Source organism: Paraburkholderia caribensis, from assembly GCF_002902945.1.
Lineage (GTDB): Bacteria > Pseudomonadota > Gammaproteobacteria > Burkholderiales > Burkholderiaceae > Paraburkholderia > Paraburkholderia caribensis.
The window spans coordinates 627,616-652,994 of sequence record NZ_CP026101.1 but is presented as its reverse complement, the minus strand read 5'-3'; the positions used below and the strand labels follow the sequence as shown (position 1 = coordinate 652,994).

Here is a 25,379-nt window from a genome sequence, read left to right as displayed (position 1 = left end):
CATTGGCCGAACGGCCAATTGCGCGGGCTCCGAGGCTATGGCACGATCGTTCGGAATTGTTCCGGTGCAATGGAATCCAACAGCGGCTCGCGTAGAGATCGCGTGCTTTGCAAGGGACGGGAGTAAGCGCTAAAGCGCTAACTCCCGTCGACAAAGGAGACATCGTTGAATCCTGGCCAACACTCGCATGACGGCGCGCAGCATGTCGACGTTGCCGCGCTGCTCGCCGCGCTCCCCGAACGCATCGCCGATATTCCCAGACTCATCGCCGGGCGTGATCCGCAACATGCCGCGCTGATCGAAGACGACCGGCAACTGACGCGCGCGCAACTCGTCGAAGCCGTCGATGCCGTCGCCGCCCTGCTCGCCGAACAAGGCGTGCGCGCCGGCGACCGCGTGATGATCGTCGCGGAGAACAGCGTCGTGCAGATCGTGCTGCTGTTCGCGGCGGCGAAGCTCGATGCCTGGGCGCTGGTGTCGAACGCCCGGCTGTCGGCGGCGGAACTCGATGCGATCCGCGCGCACGCGCAGCCGCGTCTGGTCGCGTATGCCGTCGAGGCATCGCCCGATGCGCGGCAGCACGCCGAGCGCCACGGCGCACAGCGGGCCCGGCAGGTCGCGGTGGACATCGGCGGTTGGTCATACGCGCTCGACGATGAAGCGCAAGTGGAGCCCGTCGAACCCGCCAGCGACCGCCAATGCGCCGCGCTGATCTACACGACGGGCACGACGGGCTCACCCAAAGGCGTGATGCTGTCGCACCGCAATCTGCTGTTCATCGCGGCGATGTCGAGCACGCTGCGGCGCGTCGATGCCGACGACGTCGTCTATGCGGTACTGCCCATCTCTCATGTGTACGGCCTGGCTTCCGTGTGCCTCGGCAGCCTGTATGCGGGCGCGACGCTCAGGCTCGCGGCGCGCTTCGCACCGGACGCCGTGCGCCGCGCGCTCGCCGAAGAACGGGTGTCGATCTTCCAGGGCGTGCCCGCGATGCATGCCAAGCTGCTCGAATATCTGCACGCGCAAGGCTCGCCGTGGTCCGCGCCGCGCCTGCGCTTCGCCTACTCCGGCGGCTCGCCGCTCGACGCCGCACTGAAGTCTCGCGTCGAAAGCGTGTATGGCGTCGCGCTGCACAACGGCTACGGGATGACCGAAAGCAGCCCCACCGTCTCCCAAACGATGATCGATGCACCGCGGACCGACTGTTCTGTCGGCCAGGCCATTCCTGGCATCGAAGTGCGGTTCGTCGGACTGGACGGCGTCGACGTCGCGCAAGGCGAAGTCGGCGAGCTGTGGGTACGCGGGCCGAACGTGATGCTCGGCTATTACCGCAATCCGCAGCAGACGCAGGCGGCCGTCACCGTGGACGGCTGGCTCAAGACAGGCGATCTCGCACGCCAGGACACGGACGGCGCGCTGCATATCGCCGGACGCAGCAAGGAACTGATCATCCGCTCGGGTTTCAACGTGTACCCAGCCGAAGTCGAGCATGTGCTGAATGCGCATCCCGAGGTCGTGCAGTCGGCCGTCATTGGCCGCGCGGTCGAAGGTAACGAGGAAGTGATCGCGTTCGTCGAACTGACGGGCGGCGCCAAGGTCACGCCTGTCGATCTCGCCGCCTGGTGCGAGGCGCGCCTCGCGCCCTACAAGCGGCCCGCCGAAATCAAGGTGCTCGCCGCGTTGCCGGCGGCGTCGACGGGCAAGATTCTCAAGCACCGCCTGCGCGATCTGGCGTGAGCGCGCACGCACAAGCCTGACGGTCAGCCGCGCGGATGATGCGCGGCGTGCAGCGTTCTGAGCCGCTCGCGCGCGACGTGCGTGTAGATTTGCGTAGTCGAGATATCGGTGTGGCCGAGCAGCAGTTGCACGACGCGCAGGTCCGCGCCGTGATTCAGCAGATGCGTCGCGAACGCATGACGCAGCGTATGCGGCGACAGCGGCGCATGCACGTGCGCCGTCATCGCGTGGCGCTTGATGATGTTCCAGAACTGCTGGCGCGTCATGCCTTCGGCACGCGCTGTGACGAACAGCGCGTCGGCGGCACGCTGGCCGAGCAACGCGGGGCGCGACTCGCGCAGATACCGCTCGATCCAGCCATGCGCCTCTTCGCCGAACGGAATCAGCCGCTCTTTCGAGCCCTTGCCCATCACGCGCACGACGCCCTCGTTCAGGCCCACTTCCACCGTCTTCAGCGTGACCAGCTCGCTGACGCGCAAGCCGCTTGCGTACATCAGCTCCAGCATCGTGCGGTCGCGCAGGCCCAACGGCGTCGTCACGTCGGGTGCGCCGAGCAGCGCTTCGACCTGCGCTTCCGTCAGCGTCGACGGAAAACGCGGCGGCTGTTTGGCCGAACGGATGCGCAAAGTCGGGTCCGCCGACGCCCGATGCTCGCGCACGGCCCATGCGTAATAACGCCGGAATACAGACAGACGCCGGTTCGCCGAGGTCGACTTGTCGGCCGAGCGTGCGGCGCTGTACGCCGTCAGATCGGCTTCGCGCGCCGTGTCGAGCGACGCGCCGCGCGCGCTCGCGAGCCATTCGGAGAACAGCCGCAGGTCGCGGCGGTACGCGTCGAGCGTGTTGCGCGCGAGGCCATGTTCGAGCCACAGCGCGTCGCAGAACGCGTCGATCGACGCGCCGCTCGTCAGCAGCAATGGCGACGCGGACTGCGCGTCATCGGTCAGCACATCAGTCATGCGTAGGGTACGCCCTCGTGTTTGAGTAGCCAGCGTTTGACGTTGCGATAGTAGCCGTCGCCGCCCGTATGCGCAAAGCCGCCGATGCCGCCCGCGCCGACCACGCGGTGACACGGAATCACAATCGGAAAGAAGTTCGATCCGCACGCCTGGCCGACCGCGCGCGGCACGCTGCCAATCTGCTTCGCCAGTTGCCCGTAGGTGAGCACGACACCGGGCGGAATCTCGCTGATCGCTTTCCACACGCGCCGCTGGAACGGCGTGCCGATGTCGGCGAGCGGCAGATCGAAGCTGGCGGACGCGTGCTCCAGATAATGTTCGATCTGCTCGACGGCCTGCCTGGCGAGCGCCGAATCCGGCGCGACGTTCGCAACCGAATCGGGCAGGTAGACGATCTCGCGCACCGCCGCTCCTTCCAGGCGCACGCCGATCTTGCCGAACGGTGCATCGATCACTGCGTTGAACATGATGTGTTCACTCCTCTCATTCGATCGGCGCGCTCACGCCGCTTCCAGTGCCCATTCGACATGCTCGCGCACGAGCGGCGAAGGGTCGCCGGCACGCTGGCGCAGCGCGTCGACGATGGCCGCGCGGGCATCGGCGGAAAGCGTGTCGCGCGCGGCACGCAACGCGTTGCCCATGCCGACGGCGAGATTGCGCAGCCAGCACTCGTAGCCGATCCGGCGGATCGCGCTGCCCTGCATGCGCGTGTCGAAGTCGCTTGCGGTCCAGCCGAACAACTCGACCAGCGACGCGCGATCCAGTCCGTGACGCACGTCGAAATCGGCGACGGGCGCGGCCTGCGCAAACTTGTTCCACGGACACACGAGCTGGCAATCGTCGCAGCCATACACACGATTACCGATCAGCGGCCGCAAATCCTGGGGAATGCTGCCCTTCAGTTCGATCGTCAGATAGGAGATGCAACGCCGCGCGTCGACCTGATAAGGCGCGACGATCGCCCCCGTCGGACACGCGCCGATGCAGCGCGTGCAGCTGCCGCAATGCGCGCCGGGCGTTTCGGGCGCGCTTTCGGGCGACGTGTCGGCATCCGTCGGCAGCGGCACGTCGACGAAGATTTCGCCGAGGAAGAACAGCGACCCCGCATCGCGCTGCAGCAGCAGCGTGTGCTTGCCGCGCCAACCCGTGCCCGCCTTTTGCGCAAGCTCCACTTCGAGCACGGGCGCCGAATCGGTGAACACGCGAAAGCCGTACGGCCCGATCTCCGCCTCGATCCGCTCAGCCAGTTGCTGCAAGCGGTTGCGCATGACCTTGTGATAGTCGCGGCCTCGCGCATAGATCGACACGACGGCCGCTGCCGGGTCGTCGAGACGCGTGCGTTCATCGAGACGCCAATCGTGTTGAACGTCGGCGACTGCACTTTCATCGCCCTTTCGGGCCCCTGAAGAAGCCGGCAAATAAGCCATGCGAACCGAGATCACGCGTCGCGTGCCGGCCACAAGCTCGGCCGGCCGCGCACGTTTCATCCCATGTTTGGCCATATAATCCATCTCGCCGTGGCAACCCGCGTCGAGCCAGGCTGCAAGGCCCGCTTCAGCGTGCGACAGATCGATATCGCTGATGCCGACCGCGCCGAAACCCAGTTCGCGTCCCCAGCCCTTGATACGCGAAGCAAGCGCAGCCAGTTGCGCTTCATCATAGTGACGCGTGGCGGGTGCTTCATCATTCGTCGTTTCGAGCGGCGAAAGTGGATCGCGATGTGGGTCCGACATGGAATGCTGCTGGCCTTGGTTCATTACGTCATTTTACGAGAATGCCCGATCACACCGGTCCCGCGAATCGACCTTCCGCTGCCGTCCTGCTCGAGCGCCAGTTTGCGCTGGCGGACGAAGCCGCGACGATGGCATTCGGCGAGCGCTTCGCGCATGCGATCGACGGCGTGCGCAGCGAAGCCGGCGCGACGGGCCATCACGCATTCAACGGTCTCCAGGTGCAACTGCACGGCGACCTGGGCGCCGGCAAAACGACGCTCGTGCGCGCCACCTTGCGCGCGCTCGGACATACGGGCCGCGTGCGCAGCCCGACCTATACGCTCGTCGAACCTTATGCGGTCGAACGGCCGGATGGGGAACTCGAGCTGTATCACTTCGATCTCTACCGTTTCACCGATCCGGCCGAATGGGCCGACGCAGGCTTTCGCGAATACTTCGACAGCGGCGCTATCTGCCTCGTCGAATGGCCGGAACGCGCGGGCAGTCTGCTGGGCGTGCCGGATCTCGTCTTCTCGCTCGACGTCGACGGCGATGGCCGCATGCTGATCGCCCGGGCGTATAGCGAACCAGGAAAGGCATGTCTCGAAAGATGTTGATCAAACCGTTCCGCTCGATCGAATCGGCGGCCACCGCGACGCATAACTGGCGCCGCCGGCAGATTCTTCGCGCGGGCGCTTCCACGCTCGTCCTTGGGCTTGTCGCACCGCGTCTGGCGTGGGCGCAGTCGGTGCTGGGCGTGCGCGTGTGGCCCGCGCGCGACTATACGCGTGTGACCATCGAGTCCGACCAGCCGCTGCAGAACACGCAGCAGTTGCTGCAAGGGCCCGACCGGCTGGTGGTCGATCTGAACGGGCTCGATCTGGATCAGGCGTTGAAGGACCTCGTCTCGAAGATTGCGCCGAACGATCCGCAGATTCAATCCGTGCGGGTCGGGCAATATCAGCCGCATGTCGTGCGGATGGTGTTCGATCTCAAGGGCTCGGTGAAGCCGCAGGTATTTACGCTGCCGCCCGTGGGCACGTACAAGTATCGTCTGGTGTTCGACCTGTATCCCGCCGTCGCGCCCGATCCGCTGATGGAACTGCTCGCCCAGTCGGAGCGCAAGCAGCAGCAGCTGGATGAAAACGCTGCGCCGAACGCCGCACCGCCCGCTGCCACGCTGAGCGGCCCGTCCGCGCCGCCTGCCGACAACACCGACGCGTTCTTCGAGAAGTACGCGCAGAACAACACGCCTACGTCGCCCTCGCCCGCGCCGCGTCCGCCCGTGCATACGGCGCCGGCGCCCGCGCCGCACATTCCGTCGAAGCCCACGCCGACACCTGTGCCGCCCGTCATCGCGCGCAACAACGACGCCGATGCGGACAACGACGGCGACAACGGCGACGACGCCTACAAGTTCACCAACCCGAAGAAGGGCGGCAACACGGTGCGCCTGTTGACGGTCGCAATCGACCCGGGCCACGGCGGCGAGGACCCTGGCGCGATCGGCGGCAGCGGCACGTATGAGAAGCACGTCGCGCTCGATATCGCGAAGAAACTGCGCGCGAAGATCGATGCGCAGCCGAACATGCGCGCGATGATGACGCGCGACGCCGACTTCTTCGTGCCGCTGAACGTGCGCGTGCAGAAGGCGCGGCGTGTCGGCGCGGACCTGTTCGTGTCGATTCACGCTGATGCGTTTACCACGCCGGAGGCGAGCGGCTCTTCGGTGTTTGCGCTGTCGGAGCATGGCGCGTCGAGCGCGGCCGCGCGCTGGATGGCGAACAAGGAGAACTCGTCGGATCAGATTGGCGGCATCAACATCAAGTCCGCCGATGCGAGCGTGAATCGCGCGTTATTCGATATGTCGACGACCGCGCAGATTCGCGATTCGATGCGGTATGGCACTTTCGTGTTGAAGGAGATTGGGGGGATCAACAGGTTGCATAAGGGGTCTGTTGAGCAGGCTGGCTTTGCCGTGTTGAAGGCGCCCGATATTCCGTCGATTCTTGTTGAGACTGCCTTTATCAGTAACCCGGATGAGGAGCGTCGTCTGAATGATGATGCGTATCGGGAGAAGATGGCTAGCGCGATTATGACCGGAATTAAACGGTATTTTGCGGCTAATCCGCCGCTGGCTAAGAATCGGATGACTTGAACTGGCGTTTCTTTTGTCTGCGACGCTGGGTGGCTTGCTAGTGTTTGCGCTGGCATCCGCGGTTCGTTATCGCGCTTCACACGTCGCCCCTGTGCGGGGCGGCACCTACTTTTCTTTGCCGCCGCAAAGAAAAGTAGGCAAAAGAAAGCGGCTCACACCGCCAGCCCATGTTCCTGCCTGAGGGCCCCCAAAGGGTCTTACGCTTCACACGGCAATCACGTGACCCACGTTCGTTGCCAACGCTCTGAATGCGCGCCTCACCCGCTTCACGCCCCCACTTTTCAGCATGCCGCGCCGGACAGTCCACGGCCGCCCAGGTGGCAAACTGTGTGTCGGCTTTCGCGCCATACGCGCACCACTCCGGACCGATAGCGCACGCATCCCACCCGGTAGGAACGCCACCCTATACGACGCGACAACCTACACACAGTTTGCCACCTAGGCGGCCCATACCATTCGCTGCCGCTGCCCTTTGTACGGGAGTCTGAAGCGGGTGAGGCGCCAGTTCGATGCGTTGGCAACGCACACGAACAAGGGCGTTACCGTGCGAAGTGTGGGGACGTTGGGGGCCCGTGGGCAAACGTCAAGAATTGGCGGTGTGAGCCGCTTTCTTTTGCCTACTTTTCTTTGCGGCGGCAAAGAAAAGTAGGTGCCGCCCCGCACAGGGGCGACGCCTGAAGCACGCTAACAATTCGCGGATGCCAGCGCAAACACTAGCAAGCCACCCAGCGTCGCAGACAAAAAAACAGCAACTCACCGCGCGAGAGAAAACCTCTCCACCACCCACCCACCAAACACATTAACCCCAAGCCCGACCATCACCAAAACCGCGCCCGCAATCTGCGCACCCGACAACGACTCACCGAGCAACACCGAAGCCGACGTCAGCCCAACAATCGGCACGAGCAACGAAAACGGCGCGACCTGCCCAGCCGGATATCTCGACAGCAGCCGGCTCCAAAGCCCATACCCAACCAGCGTAGCCACAAACGCGAGATAAACGATCGCGAACACCGACGAAGCGCCGATGCCTGTCAATGCTGCCTCGATCCGCTGCGGCCCTTCGAGCACATACGACAGCACGAAGAACGGCACAGGCGGAATCAAACTGCCCCACACGACCAGACCCACCAGATCGACCTTACCGACTTTCTTGGTGACGATATTACCGAGCGCCCACATCACGGCCGCGCACAGCGTGAGAACGAACCCGGCAAGCGTCATCGCGGCCCCGCCCTGCATACCGATCACAGCAAGCCCGATCGCCGCGACAACGAGCCCGAGCACGTTCTGCAAACGAAAGCGCTCATGCAAAAACAAAGCCGCAAACAGGAGCGTAAAGAACGCCTGCGCCTGCAGTACCAAAGACGCCAGCCCGGCAGGCATGCCGACATACATCGCCGAAAACAGAAACGCGAATTGCCCGAGCGAGATCGTCGCGCCATAGGCAATCAGCCAGCGCCACGGCATCCGCGGCCGTTTGATAAAGAACACAGCGGGAAAAGCGGCGAGCGTGAAGCGCAGTGCGCCGAGCAGCATCGGCGGCACGCCATGCAGCCCAACCTTGATCACGACAAAGTTCACACCCCACGCCACGACGACGACCAGCGCCAGCAGCAGGTCTTTTGGTGACATCTGCATTCCTGTTTTTGCCTGTATCAGAGCATGAGAGTGTAGCCGAGCGGCGGCGGATGCACTGCCCGCTTCGACCGGGACGAATCGTTCTGCGACCCAAGCCCTCCGACACATGCAACCGGCACGGGCAGTAAAATGATCCGTCCTGTCCCCACCAGCCGAGCCCGTCATGCCCTCATCGATCAAAGCGGTTCTCAAGCCCCACGTCCGCGACATCGGCAATCTGGCCGTGCGGCGCGTGCTGCCCGCCATGGCCGCGCGTCTCGTCGGCCCGTTCATCTTCTTCGACCACATGGGCCCCGCCACGCTGCCCGCCGGCACCGGGCTCGACGTGCGCCCGCATCCGCATATCGGACTCGCGACCGTCACCTATCTGTTCGAAGGCGCGATCATGCATCGCGACAGCCTCGGCTCCGAACAGAAGATCGTTCCCGGCGACGTCAACTGGATGACGGCAGGACGCGGCATCGTTCATTCCGAGCGTACGCCCGAACCCGACCGCACGAATGGCTCGACGGTACACGGCATCCAGACCTGGGTCGCGCTGCCGCTCGCCGACGAAGACGTCGAGCCGTCGTTCGAACATCATGCGGGTGCCACGCTGCCGGAAATCGAGCGCAACGGCGTCACGCTGCGCATCATCGCGGGCACGTCGTTCGGCAAGACGTCGCCGGCGCGCACCTTCTCCGGCACGCTGTATGCCGCCGCGCATTTCTCGCCGGGCAGCGTGCTCGCGCTCGAACCGGAGCACGACGAACGCGGCGTGTATCTCGTCGACGGCGACCTGTCGCTCGACGGCGAGCCGCTCGAAGCCGCGTCGATGGCCGTGCTCACGCCCGGCGAAACCGTGACGCTCGCCAGCGCGCAAGGCGCGACGGTGATGCTGCTCGGCGGCGAGAAGCTGGACGGCGAGCGCTTCATCGAATGGAATTTCGTCGCGAGTTCGCGCGAGAAGATCGAGCGCGCGAAGCTCGCGTGGACGAACCAGGAAATGGGCAAGGTGCCCGGCGAGACCGAATGGATCCCGCTGCCCGAGCGCAAGCCGCGCTAGACTGGGAGACATCCGCGGGGAGCGGCGCAGCAGCACCATAGGCCCGATCAGGCCTTGCATTGAAACGACTCAGGCCGCCCCCATATATCCCGCGTACCGATCCAAGGAAGAGATAGCAATGGACACCACCCTCGCCACTTTCGAAAAGGACGTCATCAGCGCATCGATGCTCGCGCCCGTACTCGTCGACTTCTGGGCGCCGTGGTGCGGACCGTGCAAGACGCTCGGCCCGATGCTCGAAAAGCTCGAAGCCGAGTACGAGGGCAAATGGCGGCTCGTGAAGGTGAACGTCGACGAAAACCAGGAACTGGCCGCGCATTTCCAGGTGCGCAGCATTCCGCACGTCGTCGCCTTCGCGGACGGACGGCCTGTCGATCAATTCATCGGCGTGCTGCCGGAAGGCCAGTTGCGCCAGTTCCTCGACCGTCTCGTGCCGGACGGCGCGGAAGCATCGCGCGCGCAAGCGGCGATTGCGATCGCCGAAGGCCGCCGCGAAGATGCGTACGACGCGCTGAAGGCGGCACTCGCCTATGACCCGGGTTTCGACGAAGCACGGCTCGATCTGATGGAACTGCTGCTCGAAGACAACCGCACCGAAGAAGCACAGAAGGAAAACGATCTGCTGTCGCCTAAAACGACGCAGGGCATCGACGCGCGCTACAACGCAATCAAGACGCGGCTCGATGCCGTCGACGCCGCCGCCGACCTGCCGCCCACGGATGCCCTCGAAGCCGCCGTCGCCAGCAATCCCGACGACCTCGAAGCGCGCTTCGATCTGGCCAGCGCGTTGATTGCGCGGCGCAAGTACGACCCGGCCCTCGAGCATCTGCTTGCCATCGTCACGCGTGACCGCACGTTCCGCGAAGACATCGGCCGCAAGACGATGCTGTCCGTGTTCGATCTCGCTGCGCATCAGCCGGAACTGGTGGCGAAATGGCGCCGCAAGCTGAGTGCGTCGTTGAACTGATCGTTTTCGCCCCACCATGAAAAAACGCGGCCATGTGCCGCGTTTTTTTCTTTCAGGCGAAGCCGCCTCAGCCGTTGCGCTTCAGGCCGCGCTCTTCGCCAGCGCGCGCAGCACGTGCGCCACAGCCGCGAAGCCGAAGCTCGCCGTCACGCACACGCTCGACCCAAAGCCCGCGCAGTTCAATCCCACCGGGCCATGATGACCGGGCGACGTCGTGACGTGCTCGGCTTCTTCGTCGATATCGCACACAGCCGCTTCGGGATAGATCAGCGGCTCGTCGGAATACACCGCGCTCACCTTGAACTTCGCTTTCGGCCCGCGCGGAAAGCCATGTTGCTTGCGCAACTGGCCGCGCACTTTCGACAGCAGCGGGTCCTGAATGGTCTGCGCGAGATCGTCGATACGGATCCGCGTCGGATCGAGCTGGCCGCCCGCGCCGCCGACCGTGATCAACGGCTGCTTGTGCTCGACGCACCACGCGATCAGCGCCGTCTTCGTGCGCACGCTGTCGATTGCATCGACCACGTAGTCGAAGCCGCCGCCCAGTACCTTGTCGAAGTTGTCCGGCTCGATGAAATCCTCGATCACGCGCACCTCGCACTGCGGATCGATCAGCCGGATGCGCTCGGCCATCGCATCGACTTTCGGCTTGCCGTAGTTGCCGTCGAGCGCGTGAATCTGCCGGTTCGTGTTGCTCTCGGCGACGTTGTCGAGATCGATCAGTGTGATCCGGCCGATCGCCGTGCGCGCGAGCGCTTCCGCCGCCCACGAACCGACGCCGCCAATGCCGATCACGGCAACGTGCGCGCGCTCGAACGCGGCCAGCGCCGGCGCGCCGTACAGGCGCGCGACGCCGCCGAAACGCCGGGCGCGGTCGGCGGTTTCATGCGCGCTGGAGTCGGTAGTAATATCGGAATGCTCGGTGACGAGAGGCGTGGACATGATGGGTAGCTTCGCGGATTCGGACTACGGCATTGCGATATCCTGCGGATATCTGCATGCGTTCAACCCGCTATTTTGCCTGATCGCGACGGCACACGCCCGCGGATCGCGGCGTCGGGCGCTTCAACGCGCTGCCCGCACGACACGCCTCAACGCAGAAAACTTTGTCCTTCGCTATACTGGCCCCACACTGTAGCGCTTGCATAAAAACATGAGCACTCTTGCCGATCTCCGCAAAAACTATTCGCTCGGTTCGCTGGACATTGCCGACGCCGACCCGAACCCGTTCCGTCAGTTCGACGTATGGTTCAAACAGGCTGTCGACGCGCAACTCCCTGAACCGAACACGATGACGCTTGCGACAGTCGACCCGCGCGGCCGGCCTTCGGCGCGCATCGTGCTGATCAAGGGGGTCGACGAACGCGGGTTCGTGTTCTTCACGAACTACGAGAGCCGCAAGGGCCTCGAACTCGCGCAGAACCCATACGCAAGCCTGCTTTTCTACTGGATCGAACTCGAGCGCCAGGTGCGCGTCGAGGGCACCGTCGTCAAGACGAGCGACGCCGAAAGCGACACGTACTTCGCATCGCGTCCCGTCGGCTCACGCATCGGCGCATGGGCGTCGGAGCAAAGCAAGGTGATTGAAAGCCGTGCCGCTTTGGAAGCGCGGGAACGCGAATTCATTGCACAATACGGGGACAATCCGCCCCGGCCCCCGCACTGGGGCGGCTACCGCCTGATTCCCGACGCAATCGAATTCTGGCAAGGACGGCCCTCACGTCTGCACGACCGGCTGCTCTACACGCGTAGCGGCAGCGCCGACTGGACGATCGCCCGTCTGTCGCCCTGACACATCAATACACCGGCGCGCGGCCCGTCCTGCTTCACGCATGACGCGTCGCGCCGACGGCAGAATCGCGTGCGCGCGGCTCGACATCAAACAGCGCGGCCAAGGCCGGCTCGCGCGCTGCGCACTGTGGTTCGACAGGCTTTGCTTTGATTCATTGGACACGGAGAAATCACATGTTCTGGGAGAAGAAGCTGGCGCAGTGGGTAGAAGAAGTAAAAACGAAGGCCAATCTTCCGGCGCGCCTGGTGCTATGGGATGGCCAGCAACATGACTTCGGCACGTTCGCCGCGCCGCAGGTCACGCTGAAAGTGAATAGCGCGTCCGCGCTGCCGCTTTTGCTCGAACCGAGCCTGGACAATCTGGGCGAGGCGTACGTGAAGGGCAAGATCGACATCGAAGGCAAGCTGTCGGACATCATCGACATCAGCTATTCGCTTGCGCGCAGCACGGTCACGAATGCGAGCAAGCTCGCGCGCGTGCGGCGCTATTTCAATCACACGAAAACCTCGGACAAGAAGGCGATCCAGTATCACTACGACGTCTCGAACGAGTTCTACAAGCTGTGGCTCGACGAGAACATGGTGTACTCGTGCGCGTATTTCGAGAACGGCGACGAAGACCTCGCCACCGCGCAGATCAAGAAGATCGATCACATCCTGACGAAGATCCAGGTGCAGCCGGGCCAGCGTCTGCTCGACATCGGCTGCGGCTGGGGCGCGCTCGTGCTGCGCGCGGCGCAGAAGTTCGGCGCGAAGTGCGTGGGCGTGACGCTGTCGCAGAACCAGTTCAATCTCGCGACGCAGCGCGTGAAGGACGCAGGACTCGAAGGCCAGATCGAAATCCGCCTGCAGGACTATCGCGACGTGCAAGGGCAGTTCGACCGCATCACGAGCGTCGGCATGTTCGAGCACGTGGGCCGCAAGAACCTGCCCGGCTACTTTCAGAAGATCCACGACCTGCTCACCGACGACGGCATCGCGATGAATCACGGCATCACGTCGACCGATTACGACAGCGGCGAAACAGCGCTGGGCGGCGGCGAGTTCATCGACAAATACGTGTTCCCCGACGGCGAGCTGCCGCATATCAGCCTCGCGCTCGAATCGATGCAGCGTGGCGGGCTCGAAGCTTTCGACGTTGAAAGCCTTCGCCGTCATTACGCGCGCACGCTCGACATCTGGGCCGAGAACTTCGAGGCAAGAGCGGCCGAAGCGAAGACACTCGTCGAGGACGAGAAATTTCGCATCTGGCGCGTGTACCTCGCGGGCTGCGCGTATGCGTTCGAGAACGACGACGTGTCGATCTATCAGGTGGTATGCCGCAAGGCTGGCCGCAGCGCCACGACGCTGCCCTGGTCGCGCCGCTTCATGTACGAGAAGGCGCTGTAGAATCGCGGGCTGTTCCCGCTTCGGGTCCGTTGCGCTCATGCATCGGCCCGGAGCGGACGTCGTTCATCCGCGTCAGCGCAACGTCTCTCGTAACGGATCGATGGAAGAAGAAGCGGCACCCGACGCGCCCGACGGCACCGTGCAACTCGACATGTTCGGCAATCCCGTCGAGCAGGCGGCGGTCGCCGTTGCCTCTGCGCCCAACGCTTCGTCCGAAACGGCGGCCGCGACCGGCGAAGCGCCGCCGAAAAAACGCCGCGCCCGCGGCGTCCTCGCCGCGCCGCCTTCCGAACAGCTCACGCAGCTCGCCAGCCAGTTGCCGCCGCAAGTGCATCTCGGCACCTCGACATGGTCCTTTCCGGGCTGGAAAGGCATCGTCTACGGCGACGACTACAGCAACAGCAAGCTGTCGCGCGACGGCCTCACCGCTTACGGCGCGCATCCGCTGCTGCGAACGGTGAGCATCGACCGCTCGTTTTACGCGCCGCTCACGCTCACCGACTATCTGCGTTACGCGCAGCAGGTGCCGGACCATTTTCGCTTCATCGTGAAGGCGCCCGCGCTCGTCACCGACGCCACGGTGCGCGCCGAGCGCGGCGAGCCGGTATCGGAGAATCCCTGCTTTCTGAACGCGCAACTGGCCATCGACGAATTCGTGCGGCCTTGCATCGACGGCCTGGGCGCGAAGGCGGGGGCGCTCGTGTTCCAGTTCTCGCCGCTGCCCAATGAAATGCTCGCGCGGCCGGCTCTCTTCGTCGACCGGCTGACGGCCTTCCTGGCGGCGCTGCCGCCGCTCGAAGGCGATACCTGCTACGCCGTCGAAATCCGCGATGCGTCGTTGCTGACGCCGCGCCTGATTCGCGCGCTGAAGGCGACGGGCGTGCGGTATTGCGTCGGCATTCACGCGCGGATGCCCGATCCGTCGCGGCAGGCCGCCGCGCTCGCGATGCTGGATGACGCGCCGTCGGGGCCGCTGATCGTGCGCTGGAGCCTGCACGGCGGCTTCAAGTACGAGCAGGCAAAAGCGAAGTACGAACCGTTCGACAAACTCGTCGACGAAGACCCCGACACCCGCACCGCGCTCGCCGAACTGGCCGCACGTTACGCGATTGCTGGCCAGCCGGTGCTGATCGCCGCGAACAACAAGGCCGAAGGTTCCGCGCCGCTGACCTGCGTGAAGCTCGCGGCGCAAATCGCGGCTGCGTGCGAACGGCTGCGCGCCGCGCAACAAGAAAACGCGGCGCAGTCCGCTTAGGACCTGCGCCGCGCAAACGGTTACTTCAGGTTACCTCACGCGCGGAAATCAGCCCGCGCTCACGCTCCGGCCTTGATCCGATGCGCGAACTTCTGCCGGAACTTCGCCACCTTCGGCGCCACGACGAACGCGCAATAGCCCTGATCCGGATGCTGCGCGAAGTAGTTCTGGTGATACGCCTCGGCAGGAAAATAGTTGCCGTCGAGCGGCAGCACCTGCGTGACGATCTGGCCGTCGTAGATGCCTTCGGCGCCGATCTCGCGGATCGCCTGCAGTGCCGTCTCGCGCTGCGCGTCCGAGTGGGTGAAGATCACCGACCGGTATTGCGTGCCGACATCGTTTCCCTGACGGTTGAGCTGGGTCGGATCATGGATCGCGAAGAAAATATCGAGGATCTCGCGGTACGTAATGCGCGCCGGATCGAACTCGACGTTGACGACTTCGGCGTGCCCGGTGTCGCCGTCGCACACCTGCTCGTACGACGGATTGTCGACCTGCCCGCCCGCATACCCCGATTCCACCGACGTCACCCCATCGACGCCCAGATACACCGCCTCCAGACACCAGAAACACCCGCCGCCCAGCGTGGCGGTCTCGACTGACTGACTCATGCTCGCTCCTTGAATTGGCTCACCGCGACGCTTGCGTTCCGGACAAAACGTCTGGACAAAGCCGCGTCGGCTCACCGCAGTCACTGTGGACACCCGATGCTTCACCGCATCCGACCGGCCAATACTCCGCCCTTTTCGGTATTCATGCTGCCCGCACGCACCATCCGTACCATGCAGCAGCCCTTGTCCCGCCACGCGCTCGCGCCTGGCCCTCTGCGATTGCAGTTAAAATTGGGACAATTCGCCAAATTTCTACATGACCTTCGAACCGTTTTTTTTCCTCTGGTCGCTGCATGAAGCGGTCCGTTCGCCAGCATGCCCCCGCCGATGAAGCGCGCCAACCCGCCCAATTTCGACAACGACGCTTTTCGCCGCGCGCTCAGCCAGTTTGCGACGGGCGTCACCGTCATTACGACACGCGCGCCGTCGGGCGCGTTGATCGGGATCACGGCCAGTTCGTTCAATTCCGTCTCGCTCGCGCCGCCGCTCGTGCTGTGGAGTCTCGCGACACGCTCGGCCTCCATGCCCGTGTTCCGCTCGAACAGTCATTATGTCGTCAATGTGCTGGCCGCGACGCAGCTCGATCTGTGCAAGCGCTTCGCCACCGTCAAGGGCGACCGCTTCGAAGGGGTATCGCATGCGGCGGGCGACACGGGCATGCCCGTGCTCGACGGTGCGCTCGCATGGTTCGAATGCCACAACCGCAGCCGCTATGACGAAGGCGACCACGTGATTTTTGTCGGCGAGGTGGAGCGCTGCGGCGTCCACGATCGGGCGGGGGAAATCGAGCCACTCGTCTTCCACAACGGCGATTTTCACGGCCTGAAACGGCTCGGCTGACACGCCGGCGCCGTTGCATGTGGCGAGAAAGGCGGGTTTTCCTCGCCCGCCCGGGCGGCGCTGGCTAGCCAGGCTGTTGCGCCTTCGAGCTCGTTACCAGCGCGACGGGCACGCCCGAGTCTTCCTTCAGCGTCTGCAGCACGATGTTCGAGCGGATGTCCAAAACGCCCGGCGCCTTGTACAGACGGCTGAGCACGAAATCCGAATAGTGCTTGAGATTGTGGGCGAGCACCCGCAGCAGATAATGCGTCTCGCCCGTCACGACGAACGCGCCGACCACTTCCGGCCAGTCACGCAGCGCGTCGGCGAAGCGCTCGTGCCAGTTTTCCTGGTCGTTGCGCATCGATACCTGCACGAACGCTTCCAGTTCAAACCCCAGCACTTCGCGGTTCAGGCACGCGCGATAACGCTCGATCACCCCCTGCTCTTCCAGCAGGCGCAAGCGCCGCAGACACGCGGACGGCGAAAGCGAGATGCGCTCCGCCAGATCCAGATTGCTGATTCGTCCTTCGTGCTGCAGCACCGTCAAGATACGGCAATCGGTGGCGTCCAGTGAGATCGCGTTCATTTTCGGTCTCCCTTTCCCGTTTGCCTCAAATTATGTTCCAAAGGGGGCGAAATAAACAGTTTTTTTAGCAAGCACATTTCGTCTGATGCCGCCTATCATCCAAAGAAGGTTGCAGAACAACGGCGCTAGCATGAGACGAGAGTAGGACGCTCAGGCATGCACTGTGGTCAATAGGAGACGCATGGACACGCTTTGGGACATCACGCCCGCCGTCGATACGGCGACGCCCGTCTGGCCGGGCGACACGCCCGTGGGCATCGAGCGCGTGTGGCGGATGGAGGCGGGCTCGCCCGTCAACGTCGCGCGGCTGACGATCTCGCCGCACACGGGCGCGCACACTGACGCGCCGCTGCACTACGACGCCGATGGCGCTGCGATCGGCGCGGTGCCGCTCGATGCGTATCTCGGCCGCTGCCGCGTGATCCACTGTATCGGCGCGGCGCCGCTGGTGAGTCCGGAGCATGTTGCCGCGTCGCTCGACGGCGTGCCGCCGCGCGTGCTGTTGCGCACCTACCGCGCAGCGCCCGTCGACAGATGGGACAGCGCTTTCTGCGCAGTCGCACCCGACACGATCGATCTGCTCGCCGCGCACGGCGTGAAGCTGATCGGCATCGATACGCCTTCGCTCGATCCGCAGGAATCGAAGACGATGGACGCCCATCAACGCATCCGCGCGCATCGCATGGCGATTCTCGAAGGCATTGTGCTCGATGCCGTCGCGCCTGGCGACTACGAGCTGATCGCGCTGCCGCTCAAGCTGACGACGCTCGACGCCAGCCCGGTGCGCGCCGTGCTGCGCGCGCTGCCTGAACCACGACATTCCGCTTGAACACACTCTTTCGACTGAACGAACATCATGAATCAACGTGAAGAAGCACTCGCGCTCGATGCAGCCGACCCGCTCGCGCCGTTGCGCGACCAGTTCGCGCTGGCGCCGAACGTCATCTATCTGGACGGCAATTCGCTCGGCGTGCCGCCAGCCGCGGCCGCGCAGCGCGCACAGACGGTGATCGGCGCCGAATGGGGCGAAGGACTGATCCGCAGCTGGAACACGGCCGGCTGGTTCTCGCTGCCGCGGCGTCTGGGCAGCAAGCTCGCGGCGCTGATCGGCGCGGCGCACAACGAGGTCGTGGTCACCGACACGATTTCGATCAACCTGTTCAAGGTGCTGTCGGCGGCGCTGCGCATGCAGGACAAGCGCGACCCGAAGCGCCGCGTGATCGTGTCGGAGCGCTCCAACTTTCCGACCGATCTGTACATCGCGCAAGGGCTGATCAAACAACTGGATCGCGGTTACGAGTTGCGGCTCGTCGACGATCCGTCCGAATTGCCCGCCGCGATCACCGACGACGTCGCCGTCGCGATGATCACGCATGTCAACTACCGCACCGGCTATATGCACGACATGGCCGCGCTGACGAAGCTGATCCACGACAAGGGCGCGCTCGCGCTGTGGGATCTCGCGCACTCGGCGGGCGCCGTGCCTGTCGATCTGAATGGCGTTGGCGCGGATTGCGCCGTCGGCTGCACCTACAAGTATCTGAACGGCGGTCCGGGTTCTCCGGCGTTCGCGTGGGTGCCGCATCGTCATCAGAGCGACTTCGAGCAGCCGTTGTCGGGCTGGTGGGGGCATCGCGCGCCGTTTGCGATGGACCCGACCTACGCCGCCGACGACGGCATCGGCCGCTTTTTGTGCGGCACGCAGCCGATGGTGTCGATGGCGCTCGTCGAATGCGGGCTCGACATTTTTCTGCAAACCGACATGCAGGCGATCCGCAAGAAGTCGCTTGCACTGACGGACCTTTTCATTGAACTGGTCGAAACGCGTTGCAAGGAATTTCCTCTCACGCTCGTGACGCCGCGCGCGCATGCGCAACGCGGCTCGCATGCGAGCTTCGAGCATCCGCATGGTTATGAAGTGATGCAGGCGCTGATTGCGCGCGGCGTGATCGGCGATTATCGCGAGCCGCATGTGTTGCGTTTCGGCTTTACGCCGCTGTACACGCGCTTTGTCGATGTATGGGATGCCGTCGAGCATCTGCGGCACGTGCTGGAACACGAGATCTGGCGTGCACCTGAATTTGCCGCACGCGGCGCCGTGACCTGAGGAGCGCGCGATGACCGACCACATGAAGATGACGGAAGACAAGCCCGTGCAAGGCTGCCCGTTCGGGCATGGTGGCACGCCGACGCCGCGCGAGACGCACGGTTCGCACATGGCCGTCGACGAGGGCGAAGGCTGGCACGACGCGCAGCTCGATTTCTCGAAGTCGATGAGCTATGGCGATTATTTGTCGCTCGGTTCGATTCTGCATGCGCAGCATCCGTTGTCGCCGGATCACAACGAGATGCTGTTCATCATTCAGCATCAGACGAGCGAGTTGTGGATGAAGCTTGCGCTGTATGAGTTGCGTGCGGCGCTTGCTTCAGTGCATCGAGACGAGTTGCCGCCGGCGTTCAAGATGCTGGCGCGTGTGTCGCGGATTCTTGAGCAGCTTGTGCAGGCGTGGAATGTGTTGTCGACGATGACGCCTTCGGAATATACGTCGATGCGGCCGTTTCTTGGCAGTTCATCGGGGTTTCAGTCTTATCAGTATCGTCAGCTGGAGTTCATGCTCGGGAATAAGAATGAGCAGATGCTCAAGCCTCATGCGCATCGTGCCGATGTGTTTGCCGAAGTGAAAGCGGCACTCGAGGCGCCTTCGTTCTATGACGAAGTGGTTCGTTTGCTGGCGCGGCGGGGGTTTGCCATTGATGCCTCACGGCTGGAGCGTGACTGGACGCTGCCTACTCAACACGATGCTTCGGTTGAAGCCGCCTGGCTTGAGGTTTATCGGAATCCTTCGCAGCATTGGGAACTGTATGAGATGGCTGAGGAACTCGTCGATCTCGAAGATGCCTTTCGGCAGTGGCGGTTTCGGCATGTGACTACTGTTGAGCGGATTATTGGGTTTAAGCAAGGCACTGGTGGGACCGCTGGGGCTCCGTATCTGCGGAAGATGCTTGATATTGTGTTGTTTCCTGAGCTTTGGCATGTGAGGACTTTGCTGTAGGTTTTTTTGTTTTTGTTTTTGTCTTTGTTTTTGTCTTTGTCTTGCGACGCCGGGTTTAGTTTTGCGCTGGCATCCGCGATTTGTTAGCGTGATTCACGCGTCGCCCCTGTGCGGGGCGGCACCTACTTTTCTTTGCCGCCGCAAAGAAAAGTAGGCAAAAGAAAGCGGCGGGCCTATCCGTCATTTTGTGGGCGAGGCATATCATGAGAGGTAAAAGTCATGGATATGCCAATGAAGAAGAAACGCACGGTGGCGTCTCAGGCAGCGGCCCGAGGGCCGCTGCCTGAACTGCCCAAAGCACTGCTGGACGAGCTGGTCAAGGGGCCGATGACGCCGACCGAGGTGCAGGATCTGATGCTGGCGTTTAACAAGGCGATTATCGAACGCGCGATGGGTGCGGAGATGAATCTGCATCTGGGGTATCCACCGGGCGAATCCAAACCCGCTGGCCAGGCCAACGAGCGCAACGGCGCCAGCCGCAAGACGGTCATCACCGATCGTGGCGTCGTCCGGGTCGAGTTGCCGCGCGACCGCGACGGCAGCTTCGAGCCGATCCTGATCCCCAAACACGAACGCCGCTTCACCGGCTTTGACGAGCGCATCATCGCGATGTACGCGCGTGGCATGAGCGTGCGCGAGATCCAGGCCTTTCTGGCCGAGAGCTACGGCACCGAGGTGTCGCCCGATTTCATCAGCTCGGTCACCGACGAGGTGATGGCCGAAACGCTGGCCTGGCAGAACCGTCCGCTCGAGACGATGTATCCGGTGGTCTTCTTCGACGCGTTGCGGGTCAAGATCCGCGATGACGGTGTGGTCAGCAACAAGGCGGTGTATCTGGCTCTGGGCATTCAGGCGGACGGCCAGCGCGATGTGCTGGGCCTGTGGATTGAGCAGACCGAGGGCGCGAAGTTCTGGCTCAAGGTGTTCAACGAACTCAAGACCCGCGGCTGCCAGGACATCCTGATTGCGGTCGTTGACGGCCTGAAGGGGCTGACCGACGCGATCGGCGCAGCTTACCCGAAGACGGCGGTGCAGACCTGCATCGTGCATCTGATCCGCAACAGCCTGGAATACGCTGGCTGGAAGGACCGCAAGGCTGTCGCCCAGGCGCTGCGTCCGATCTACGCAGCTGCCAGCGAAGAGGCAGCGAAGCAGGCTCTGCAGGCCTTTGCTGATGGGCCATGGGGCGCGAAATACCCGACTATCGTGCAGTCCTGGCAGCGCGCCTGGGAGCACGTCACGCCGTTCTTCGTGTTTCCACCCGAGATCCGGCGGGTCGTGTACACCACGAACGCCATTGAGAGTCTGAACATGCAGTTGCGCAAGATCATCAAGACCCGCGGTCACTTCCCCAATGACGAGGCTGCAATCAAGCTACTCTGGCTGGCATTGCGCAACGTCCTGGCCAAAAACGTGCGCTCAGCCTTCGACTGGAAGTCAGCCATGAACCAGTTTGCTATTCTGTTTGGCGATCGATTTACGCAGGCGCGCGGCTAACGATTCCTTTAACCGCCTCGCCCACAAAAATGCGGACAGGCTCAAAGCGGCTCACACCGCCAGCACTAATACTTGCCTGAGGGCCCCCAAAGGTTCTTACGCTTCACACGGCAACCACATGATCCACGTCCGTTGCTAACGCTCTGAATGAGCGCCTCACCCACTTCACGCACCTGCGTGTCAGCATGCCTCACCAGACAGTCCACGGCCGCCCAGGTGGCAAACTGTGTGTAGGCTTTCGCGCCATACACGCATCACTCCGGACTGGGTAGCACGATTGGTGTTTCTGGTAAGAGCGCTAACGTATGTGGTGCGACAACCTACACACAGTTTGCCACCTGGGCGGCGCATACCATTCGCCGCCGTTTGCCCGAGTACGGGTAATCGAAGCGGGTGAGGCGCTCATTCGAAGTGTTGGCAACGGGCACCAACCAGGGCCACTGGTGTGTGAAGTGTGGGGACGTTGGGGGCCCGTGGGCAAACGTCAAGAATTGGCGGTGTGAGCCGCTTTCTTTTGCCTACTTTTCTTTGCGGCGGCAAAGAAAAGTAGGTGCCGCCCCGCACAGGGGCGACGCTTGAAGCAAGCTAACAATTCGCGGATGCCAGCGAAAACATAAATCGGCGGATGCCAGCGCAAAGCGAAAAGCGCAAAACCCAAATCCCAGCGTCGCAGACAAAAACCAAACCCCAAAATTCACCTGGCGGTATAACCGCCATCAACCGGCAAAGCCACCCCACTAATCATAGAAGCCGCTTCGCTAAGCAAAAACAAAATCGGCCCAGCAACTTCCCGCGGTTCAGCGAACCGCTTAAGCGGAATAGCCTGGAGCGCGGGATCGCGCTTGGAAGGCTCGCTCCATGCCTTCACCGCCATCGGCGTCAAAGTGACCGTCGGATTAACGCTATTCACGCGAATCCCATACCCTCCAAGCTCGACACACAAAACCCGCGTAATCGCATCCATCGCAGCTTTAGAAGCGCAATAACTCAAATGATCCTCAAGCCCAACCAGCGCCGCCTGGCTAGAAACATTCACGATACTGCCCGCGCGCTTCGCATCGATCATCGCCCGCGCAACATGCCTCGAAACCAAAGCCGCGCCGCGAGCATTAACGTTCATCACCGAATCAAAACTGGCGCCCGTAGTATCAATAGCGCGTTCAAGCATCGCCGTGCCCGCACAATTCACCAGCCCATCGAACACATCGAGCGACGCAAGCGCCTCATCAATCGCAGCCTCATCTCCGACGTCGAGCACAAGAGGCTCGCACCCCGTCTCCTCCGCAAGACGAGCCAGCTCGCCAACGTTGCGCGCTGCCGCAACAACCTGCGCACCACTCGCGCACAACATCTCAACAGTCACGCGGCCAATGCCGCTCGATGCGCCCGTCACGAGTATCGAGCGCCCGGAAAAATCGAAGGTCGTCTTCATTTCGCTTGCAGCCGATGCATGACCGGCTTCAACGCCGGATACAGGTCCGTATAAATGCCAAAGCGCTCCGCGTACACCGCCTGCCGCGCAGGCTCCGGCTTCGCGCGCTCGATCAGCTTCACCCAGCCGCCGCGCGCCGTTTCCTGCGAAATCAGCTTCGTGCCGTACGCGGCAAGCAGCGCCGCGCCCATCGCCGCTTCCACGTCCTGCTCGATCGTGTAGACGGGAAAGCCCGTGATGTCCGCAATGATCGACATCCACAGGTCCGAATGCGCCGCGCCGCCGACGACGATCAGCTTGTCGTCGAGTGACTTCGCGCCCTTGCGCCCCGCGACGATGTTGTGCTGCAACGCGTACGCAACGCCTTCGAGCACCGCGCGATACAGATGCGCCCGCGTGTGATACAGGTTCAACCCGACAAACGCGCCGCTCGCCTTCGCGTCCCACACCGGACTGCGCTCGCCCATCAGATACGGCAGGAACATCACGCCATCCGAACCCGCCGGTAACTGCGCGGCGTCCTCCTCGAGCAGTTGATGCGCGTCGCCATTCGGCAAGGCTTTCGCCGCTTCGATTTCCGCATGGCAGAACTGCTCGCGATACCACGTCACCGACGCGCCCGCCGTGATCGCGCCGCCGAACACATAGATATCCTGCAAGCCGTTGAAGACGTGCGGCATGCTGATCAGGCCATGATGCGCGTCGACACTCTGGTTGATATAGCCCCAGCACATGCTCGTGCCGATCATCGCGACATGCTGGCCGGCGCGCGTCACGCCGGCCGCATACGTGGCCATCGCCGCATCGACGCCGCCCGCGACGATCGACGTGCCCGCTTCGAGTCCAAGCTGCTCCGTCCATTGCGACAGCAAACCGCCCACTACATCCGACGATTCCACCAGATGCTCCGGCATCATCGTCGCGGGAATGCCGAGCATGTCGAGCGCCTCGTCGGACCAGTCGCGCTTCGCGATGTCATACACGCCGCCGATGTTGCCCGCGGAACTGTGATCGACAGCGACTTCGCCCGTCAGCAGATGGATCACATAGGCATTCGGCGGCAGGAAGAAGCGCGTGTTCGCCCACACGTTCGGCTCGTTGTCGCGCAGCCACAGCATCTTCGTGTAGCCGTAGTAGCTGTCGACGCCATTGCCCGTGATCGCATACAGACGTTCGAGATCGACGTTCGCTCGCACCGCTTCGACCTGCGCCGTGGCGCGGCGGTCCATCCAGATCAGGCACGGATACAGCGGCTTCATGTCGCTATCGACGGGGATGCCCGAGCCGCCGTACAGACTGCTCACGCACACGGCCTTGATCGCGTTCGACGCGATGCCCGCCTCACCCGCCTTCGCCACGCAGCGTGCGATACATTCGACCACGGCTTTCATCCATACGGTAGGCCATTGCTCGGCCCACAAGGGTTTCGGTGTGTCCGGGTGATAGCCACTCGAATGCTGCGCGACGATTGCGCCGCTCTGGTCGACGAGCACGGCCTTCGTGCTCTGCGTGCCGATATCGACGCCGATGACGTAATTCATAGTGTCTCCGTGTGCGCGCCTCGAACGACGCGCACTGTTCATTTTTTCGGACTATCGGGCCGGCTTCATCAACACCTTGATCGAGTCGAGTGAATTCGCGACCCTGATCGCTTCGTCCCACTCTTCGAGCGAAAAGCCATGCGTGACGATGCCTTTCGATGTGACGAGCCCGCGCGCCAATAGATCGATAGCAATCGGGTAACAGTAAGGGCCCAGATGCGCGCCGCGCACGTCGAGTTCCTTGCGGTCGCCGATGATCGACCAGTCCATTGTAGTCTCCGCGCCGAACACGGAAAACTCGACAAAACGCCCGAGCTTGCGAATCAGGTCCATGCCCTGATTCACGCCCGCCGGCACGCCCGTCGTTTCGATGTAGACGTCGCAGCCGTAGTTGTCCGTCAGCGATTTGACGATGGCCAGCGCGTCGTCGTTCTTCGGATTGATCGTCACGTCCGCGCCGTATTCGCGCGCAAGCGCCAGCCGCTCGTCGACGAGATCGATCACGACCAGCTTCTTCGGCGTCTTCAGGTGCGCAACCTGCGTCATCATCAGACCCAGCGGCCCCGCGCCCGCGATGACGACCACATCGTCGAGTTGTATGTCGCCGCGATTGACGGTGTGAATCGCACACGCGAGCGGCTCGATGATCGCGGCATCTTCGAGCGAGATGCCATCGGGAATCTTGTGGACGATGGCCGTCGGCGGAATGCGCATGTATTCGGCCATGCCGCCGTCCGCGACTTCGCGCTGAAAGCCGAAGATGTTGTGCACTTCGCACATCCAGTACTGGCCGGATTTGCAATAGCGGCATTTTCCGCACGGCACGATCTGTTCCGCGATCACGCGGTCGCCTTTCTCCACGCCAAAATGTTCGGCCGCGCCTTCGCCGATTTCTTCGACGTAGCCGAAGAATTCATGACCCGGAATCACGGGCGCTTTCACCCACGGACTCGGGCCGCCCCAGAACATTTTCGCGCCGGAATGGCACTTGCAGTCGCTCGCGCAGATGCCGCACGCGGCGATACGGATCACGAGTTCATGTGCGCGCGCCAGCGGCTTTGTCACGCGTTCGACGCGATAGTCTTCCGGCGCGTGACACACGATCGCCGTCATGCTTTTGCTGTTGTCCTGAGTGGTCATTGCCTTGCCTTGCGATAAATGGAAACAGAGGAATAAGCGATTG

Annotated in this window: 23 protein-coding genes; 13 read left to right on the top strand and 10 right to left on the bottom strand. The window is 63.1% G+C overall.

What is annotated here, in order from left to right; all coding sequences use genetic code 11:
- Positions 1–165: 165 nt before the first annotated feature.
- Positions 166–1,737: a class I adenylate-forming enzyme family protein gene (locus C2L66_RS02865; protein WP_060602165.1), complete on the top strand. Its 1,572-nt coding sequence runs from the start codon at positions 166–168 to the stop codon at positions 1,735–1,737.
- 23 nt (positions 1,738–1,760) lie between these two features.
- Here the strand turns inward: C2L66_RS02865 and xerD are convergent, their stop codons facing one another.
- The 3 genes from xerD to queG are packed head-to-tail and all read right to left on the bottom strand — an operon-like array spanning position 1,761 to position 4,429.
- Entirely contained in the window at positions 1,761–2,696 is a 936-nt protein-coding gene (gene xerD, locus C2L66_RS02860) for a site-specific tyrosine recombinase XerD (RefSeq protein ID WP_060602168.1), read from the bottom strand.
- A complete protein-coding gene (locus C2L66_RS02855; RefSeq protein ID WP_060602171.1) occupies positions 2,693–3,163 on the bottom strand; it encodes a methylated-DNA--[protein]-cysteine S-methyltransferase in 471 nt (156 codons plus the stop codon). Before C2L66_RS02855 ends, xerD begins: the two co-directional genes overlap by 4 nt.
- 33 nt (positions 3,164–3,196) lie before the next feature.
- A complete protein-coding gene (queG, locus tag C2L66_RS02850) occupies positions 3,197–4,429 on the bottom strand; it encodes a tRNA epoxyqueuosine(34) reductase QueG (protein WP_409372573.1) in 1,233 nt (410 codons plus the stop codon).
- 41 nt (positions 4,430–4,470) lie between these two features.
- Here queG and tsaE point away from each other — a divergent pair, with 41 nt between their 5' ends.
- A complete protein-coding gene (gene tsaE, locus C2L66_RS02845; RefSeq protein WP_054929844.1) occupies positions 4,471–5,025 on the top strand; it encodes a tRNA (adenosine(37)-N6)-threonylcarbamoyltransferase complex ATPase subunit type 1 TsaE in 555 nt (184 codons plus the stop codon).
- Positions 5,007–6,566 carry an N-acetylmuramoyl-L-alanine amidase gene (locus C2L66_RS02840; protein WP_054929843.1) on the top strand — a complete coding sequence of 520 codons (1,560 nt, stop codon included), beginning with the start codon at positions 5,007–5,009 and terminating at the stop codon, positions 6,564–6,566. The genes tsaE and C2L66_RS02840 overlap by 19 nt, the downstream gene beginning before the upstream one ends.
- Before the next feature lie 753 nt (positions 6,567–7,319).
- On the opposite strand, the gene C2L66_RS02835 is transcribed toward C2L66_RS02840, so the two are convergent.
- Positions 7,320–8,201 carry an EamA family transporter gene (locus C2L66_RS02835; protein ID WP_060602799.1) on the bottom strand — a complete coding sequence of 294 codons (882 nt, stop codon included), beginning with the start codon at positions 8,199–8,201 and terminating at the stop codon, positions 7,320–7,322.
- A 169-nt stretch (positions 8,202–8,370) separates the two neighbouring features.
- Here C2L66_RS02835 and C2L66_RS02830 point away from each other — a divergent pair, with 169 nt between their 5' ends.
- Together C2L66_RS02830 and trxA are read left to right on the top strand one after the other, a co-directional pair.
- Complete coding sequence (locus C2L66_RS02830; RefSeq protein ID WP_054929841.1) at positions 8,371–9,252, top strand: pirin family protein; 882 nt, start codon at positions 8,371–8,373, stop codon at positions 9,250–9,252.
- A 118-nt stretch (positions 9,253–9,370) separates the two neighbouring features.
- Positions 9,371–10,219 carry a thioredoxin gene (gene trxA / locus C2L66_RS02825; protein WP_054929840.1) on the top strand — a complete coding sequence of 283 codons (849 nt, stop codon included), beginning with the start codon at positions 9,371–9,373 and terminating at the stop codon, positions 10,217–10,219.
- 81 nt (positions 10,220–10,300) lie between these two features.
- On the opposite strand, the gene tcdA is transcribed toward trxA, so the two are convergent.
- Complete coding sequence (gene tcdA, locus C2L66_RS02820; RefSeq protein ID WP_060602177.1) at positions 10,301–11,161, bottom strand: tRNA cyclic N6-threonylcarbamoyladenosine(37) synthase TcdA; 861 nt, start codon at positions 11,159–11,161, stop codon at positions 10,301–10,303.
- Between the two features lie 211 nt (positions 11,162–11,372).
- Between tcdA and pdxH the strand changes: the two genes are divergently transcribed.
- The 3 genes from pdxH to C2L66_RS02805 all read left to right on the top strand — a co-directional run bounded on the left by pdxH (position 11,373) and on the right by C2L66_RS02805 (position 14,654).
- Positions 11,373–12,011 (top strand): pyridoxamine 5'-phosphate oxidase, encoded by a 639-nt coding sequence (gene pdxH, locus C2L66_RS02815; RefSeq protein ID WP_054929838.1) that lies wholly within the window; start codon positions 11,373–11,375, stop codon positions 12,009–12,011.
- Positions 12,012–12,184: 173 nt separating this feature from the next.
- Positions 12,185–13,399, top strand: a complete 1,215-nt coding sequence (locus tag C2L66_RS02810) for an SAM-dependent methyltransferase (RefSeq protein WP_054929837.1) — start codon at positions 12,185–12,187, stop codon at positions 13,397–13,399.
- 100 nt (positions 13,400–13,499) lie between these two features.
- A complete protein-coding gene (locus C2L66_RS02805) occupies positions 13,500–14,654 on the top strand; it encodes a DUF72 domain-containing protein (RefSeq protein ID WP_060602180.1) in 1,155 nt (384 codons plus the stop codon).
- 59 nt (positions 14,655–14,713) lie between these two features.
- Here C2L66_RS02805 and msrA read toward each other — a convergent pair whose 3' ends face one another.
- Positions 14,714–15,265: a peptide-methionine (S)-S-oxide reductase MsrA gene (gene msrA / locus C2L66_RS02800; RefSeq protein WP_060602184.1), complete on the bottom strand. Its 552-nt coding sequence runs from the start codon at positions 15,263–15,265 to the stop codon at positions 14,714–14,716.
- A 327-nt stretch (positions 15,266–15,592) separates the two neighbouring features.
- Here msrA and C2L66_RS02795 point away from each other — a divergent pair, with 327 nt between their 5' ends.
- The gene (locus tag C2L66_RS02795) at positions 15,593–16,105 is read left to right on the top strand and encodes a flavin reductase family protein (protein ID WP_054929835.1); all 513 of its coding nucleotides are present in this window, start codon (positions 15,593–15,595) and stop codon (positions 16,103–16,105) included.
- A gap of 64 nt (positions 16,106–16,169) precedes the next feature.
- Here C2L66_RS02795 and C2L66_RS02790 read toward each other — a convergent pair whose 3' ends face one another.
- Complete coding sequence (locus C2L66_RS02790) at positions 16,170–16,673, bottom strand: Lrp/AsnC family transcriptional regulator (RefSeq protein WP_035986330.1); 504 nt, start codon at positions 16,671–16,673, stop codon at positions 16,170–16,172.
- A gap of 181 nt (positions 16,674–16,854) precedes the next feature.
- Between C2L66_RS02790 and kynB the strand changes: the two genes are divergently transcribed.
- The 4 genes from kynB (at position 16,855) to C2L66_RS02770 (ending at position 21,223) form a co-directional block, all read left to right on the top strand.
- A complete protein-coding gene (gene kynB / locus C2L66_RS02785; protein WP_060602187.1) occupies positions 16,855–17,502 on the top strand; it encodes an arylformamidase in 648 nt (215 codons plus the stop codon).
- Positions 17,503–17,529: 27 nt separating this feature from the next.
- On the top strand, positions 17,530–18,780 hold the full coding sequence (gene kynU / locus C2L66_RS02780; RefSeq protein WP_060602190.1) for a kynureninase: 1,251 nt from the start codon (positions 17,530–17,532) through the stop codon (positions 18,778–18,780).
- Positions 18,781–18,790: 10 nt separating this feature from the next.
- Positions 18,791–19,726, top strand: coding sequence for a tryptophan 2,3-dioxygenase (kynA, locus tag C2L66_RS02775; protein WP_060602193.1), 936 nt, complete (start codon positions 18,791–18,793; stop codon positions 19,724–19,726).
- A gap of 225 nt (positions 19,727–19,951) precedes the next feature.
- Positions 19,952–21,223 (top strand): IS256 family transposase, encoded by a 1,272-nt coding sequence (locus C2L66_RS02770; protein ID WP_409372583.1) that lies wholly within the window; start codon positions 19,952–19,954, stop codon positions 21,221–21,223.
- Between the two features lie 694 nt (positions 21,224–21,917).
- On the opposite strand, the gene C2L66_RS02765 is transcribed toward C2L66_RS02770, so the two are convergent.
- The 3 genes from C2L66_RS02765 to C2L66_RS02755 are packed head-to-tail and all read right to left on the bottom strand — an operon-like array spanning position 21,918 to position 25,336.
- A complete protein-coding gene (locus tag C2L66_RS02765) occupies positions 21,918–22,655 on the bottom strand; it encodes an SDR family oxidoreductase (protein ID WP_060602195.1) in 738 nt (245 codons plus the stop codon).
- Positions 22,652–24,196, bottom strand: coding sequence for an FGGY-family carbohydrate kinase (locus tag C2L66_RS02760; protein ID WP_060602198.1), 1,545 nt, complete (start codon positions 24,194–24,196; stop codon positions 22,652–22,654). Before C2L66_RS02760 ends, C2L66_RS02765 begins: the two co-directional genes overlap by 4 nt.
- 51 nt (positions 24,197–24,247) lie before the next feature.
- Positions 24,248–25,336: an alcohol dehydrogenase catalytic domain-containing protein gene (locus C2L66_RS02755; RefSeq protein ID WP_054929826.1), complete on the bottom strand. Its 1,089-nt coding sequence runs from the start codon at positions 25,334–25,336 to the stop codon at positions 24,248–24,250.
- Between the last annotated feature and the right edge of the window lie 43 nt (positions 25,337–25,379).

Bases quoted from the DNA above. Each gene is read 5' to 3' on its own strand.
- pdxH (WP_054929838.1), top strand. From the start codon at position 11,373: ATGAGCACTCTTGCCGATCTCCGCAAAAACTATTCGCTCGGTTCGCTG.
- kynA (WP_060602193.1), top strand. From the start codon at position 18,791: ATGACCGACCACATGAAGATGACGGAAGACAAGCCCGTGCAAGGCTGC.
- C2L66_RS02855 (WP_060602171.1), bottom strand. From the start codon at position 3,163: ATGTTCAACGCAGTGATCGATGCACCGTTCGGCAAGATCGGCGTGCGC.
- C2L66_RS02755 (WP_054929826.1), bottom strand. From the start codon at position 25,336: ATGACCACTCAGGACAACAGCAAAAGCATGACGGCGATCGTGTGTCAC.
- C2L66_RS02840 (WP_054929843.1), top strand. From the start codon at position 5,007: ATGTCTCGAAAGATGTTGATCAAACCGTTCCGCTCGATCGAATCGGCG.
- msrA (WP_060602184.1), bottom strand. From the start codon at position 15,265: ATGAGTCAGTCAGTCGAGACCGCCACGCTGGGCGGCGGGTGTTTCTGG.
- xerD (WP_060602168.1), bottom strand. From the start codon at position 2,696: ATGACTGATGTGCTGACCGATGACGCGCAGTCCGCGTCGCCATTGCTG.
- queG (WP_409372573.1), bottom strand. From the start codon at position 4,429: ATGTCGGACCCACATCGCGATCCACTTTCGCCGCTCGAAACGACGAAT.
- C2L66_RS02810 (WP_054929837.1), top strand. From the start codon at position 12,185: ATGTTCTGGGAGAAGAAGCTGGCGCAGTGGGTAGAAGAAGTAAAAACG.
- C2L66_RS02835 (WP_060602799.1), bottom strand. From the start codon at position 8,201: ATGTCACCAAAAGACCTGCTGCTGGCGCTGGTCGTCGTCGTGGCGTGG.
- C2L66_RS02765 (WP_060602195.1), bottom strand. From the start codon at position 22,655: ATGAAGACGACCTTCGATTTTTCCGGGCGCTCGATACTCGTGACGGGC.
- tsaE (WP_054929844.1), top strand. From the start codon at position 4,471: ATGCCCGATCACACCGGTCCCGCGAATCGACCTTCCGCTGCCGTCCTG.
- trxA (WP_054929840.1), top strand. From the start codon at position 9,371: ATGGACACCACCCTCGCCACTTTCGAAAAGGACGTCATCAGCGCATCG.
- tcdA (WP_060602177.1), bottom strand. From the start codon at position 11,161: ATGTCCACGCCTCTCGTCACCGAGCATTCCGATATTACTACCGACTCC.
- C2L66_RS02760 (WP_060602198.1), bottom strand. From the start codon at position 24,196: ATGAATTACGTCATCGGCGTCGATATCGGCACGCAGAGCACGAAGGCC.
- kynB (WP_060602187.1), top strand. From the start codon at position 16,855: ATGGACACGCTTTGGGACATCACGCCCGCCGTCGATACGGCGACGCCC.
- C2L66_RS02770 (WP_409372583.1), top strand. From the start codon at position 19,952: ATGCCAATGAAGAAGAAACGCACGGTGGCGTCTCAGGCAGCGGCCCGA.
- C2L66_RS02830 (WP_054929841.1), top strand. From the start codon at position 8,371: ATGCCCTCATCGATCAAAGCGGTTCTCAAGCCCCACGTCCGCGACATC.
- C2L66_RS02805 (WP_060602180.1), top strand. From the start codon at position 13,500: ATGGAAGAAGAAGCGGCACCCGACGCGCCCGACGGCACCGTGCAACTC.
- C2L66_RS02790 (WP_035986330.1), bottom strand. From the start codon at position 16,673: ATGAACGCGATCTCACTGGACGCCACCGATTGCCGTATCTTGACGGTG.
- kynU (WP_060602190.1), top strand. From the start codon at position 17,530: ATGAATCAACGTGAAGAAGCACTCGCGCTCGATGCAGCCGACCCGCTC.
- C2L66_RS02795 (WP_054929835.1), top strand. From the start codon at position 15,593: ATGAAGCGCGCCAACCCGCCCAATTTCGACAACGACGCTTTTCGCCGC.